Source organism: Actinomycetospora sp., assembly GCF_055612215.1.
Genome location: NZ_JBVPVA010000525.1, coordinates 1 through 1,619, shown reverse-complemented (window position 1 = coordinate 1,619; position 1,619 = coordinate 1). Strand labels below are relative to the sequence as shown.

Annotated in this window: 3 protein-coding genes; all 3 read left to right on the top strand. The window is 74.3% G+C overall.

What is annotated here, in order from left to right; all coding sequences use genetic code 11:
* Window positions 1-375 (top strand): CDP-alcohol phosphatidyltransferase family protein (locus tag AC0CYZ_RS14685; protein WP_472216552.1); only part of this gene is annotated, 375 nt, incomplete at its 5' end.
* A gap of 166 nt (window positions 376-541) precedes the next feature.
* Window positions 542-1,111 (top strand): helix-turn-helix domain-containing protein, encoded by a 570-nt coding sequence (locus tag AC0CYZ_RS14680; RefSeq protein WP_472216550.1) that lies wholly within the window; start codon window positions 542-544, stop codon window positions 1,109-1,111.
* A gap of 179 nt (window positions 1,112-1,290) precedes the next feature.
* A partial coding sequence (locus AC0CYZ_RS14675; protein ID WP_472216548.1) for a PspA/IM30 family protein occupies window positions 1,291-1,619 on the top strand: 329 nt, incomplete at its 3' end.

Genomic DNA, 1,619 nt, shown 5'->3' with positions numbered 1-1,619 from the left:
TGGGGCCTGGTCACCGACTTCGGCAAGATCGCCGACCCCATCGCCGACAAGGCCCTCGTCGGCGCCGCGCTCGTCGGCCTGTCGATCCTCGGCGAGCTGGCGTGGTGGGTCACGATCGTGATCGCCGTCCGCGAGCTCGGGATCACCGCGATGCGCTTCTGGGTGCTGCGCCACGGGGTGATCCCGGCCAGTCGCGGCGGCAAACTCAAGACGGCGCTGCAGACCCTCGCGCTGGGCCTCGCGATCATGCCGCTGCCGCCGGCCGCGGCACCCCTGGTGGCGACGTTGTTCCTGCTCGCGGTGGTCGTGACCGTGGTCTCGGGACTCGACTACGTGGCCCAGGCCGTGCGGCTGCGCCGGGCCGCCGCCCGCTGAGCACGGCTGTTCGCCGTGGGCGAACCCGACCGGACCGCGGGGGCGCGGGCCGACGTGGTGGCGCGGGAGTCGGTACCGTGGTCGGAACGGTCATCGACGCCGGGCTCCCCGCGGGGCCGGAAACCTGGTTCCCGCGTCCGGGGTGCGGTGAGGGCGGAGGTGCGACATGGCGCTGTTGTTGCGCGAGGCGATCGGCGGAACGATCCGCCGCGCCCGCACCGAGCGCCGGCGGACCCTGCGGGACGTCTCGCGGGACGCCCGGGTGAGCCTGGGGTACCTGTCGGAGATCGAGCGTGGGCGCAAGGAGCCGTCGAGCGAGCTGCTCGCGGCGATCTGCGACGCGTTGGCGCTCTCGCTGCCCGAGCTGCTCGACGACGTGGCCGACTCGCTGCGTCCCGAGACGCCCCGCGTGCCCGCCCGCCTCGCCGGGCGTCGCCTCGTCGGGGTGGACCCGGCGCTGCGCTCGGCGGTCGAGGAGGCGTTCGGCGCGGCCGAGCCGGCCGGCGAGGACGCCGAGGCCGCTCCCGCCGAGGGTGAGGCCGCGACGGGCCCCGCGGCCGCGGTCGAGGTCGTCGACCTCGCGGCGGACCCCGCGCCCGACGTCGTCGCGGACGACGACCCGGGCGCCTTCGGCGACCTCGAGGACGGCACGGGAGAGCCCGCCGGCGAGCTGCGCGTCGTCGAGATCGTGACGCTCGGCCGCGAGCCGGCCGACGCGGTCCGCTCGGCGGCCTGAGCCGTGTCGACCCTCCCGGTGTCGTCCTGACCGGCCGACCGCTCGTCGCTGGCGATCACCGATCCCCAACGTGCGGGGGTGCCTCGGGGGTCGCCGCGGCCGGGAGCTGACACGATGGGTGAGGAGTCCAGGTCAGCGTGGTCGGCCTGTGCGGACGGTGACGAGTTGGGCGGGAGCAGATGGCCAACCCCTTCGTGAAGGCCTGGAAGTACTTCCTGGCGGCGTTCTCCTCGAAGATCGACGAGCACGCGGACCCCAAGGTCCAGATCCAGCAGGCGATCGAGGACGCGCAGCGCCAGCACCAGGCGCTCTCGCAGCAGGCCGCCTCGGTGATCGGCAACCAGCGCCAGCTGGAGATGAAGCTGAACCGCCAGCTCGGCGACATCGAGAAGCTGCAGGCCTCGGCGCGCCAGGCGCTGACCATGGCCGACCAGGCGCGCGCCAAGGGTGACGAGGCGGCGGCGCAGCAGTACGAGCAGTCGGCGCAGGCGTTCGCGACGCAGCTCGT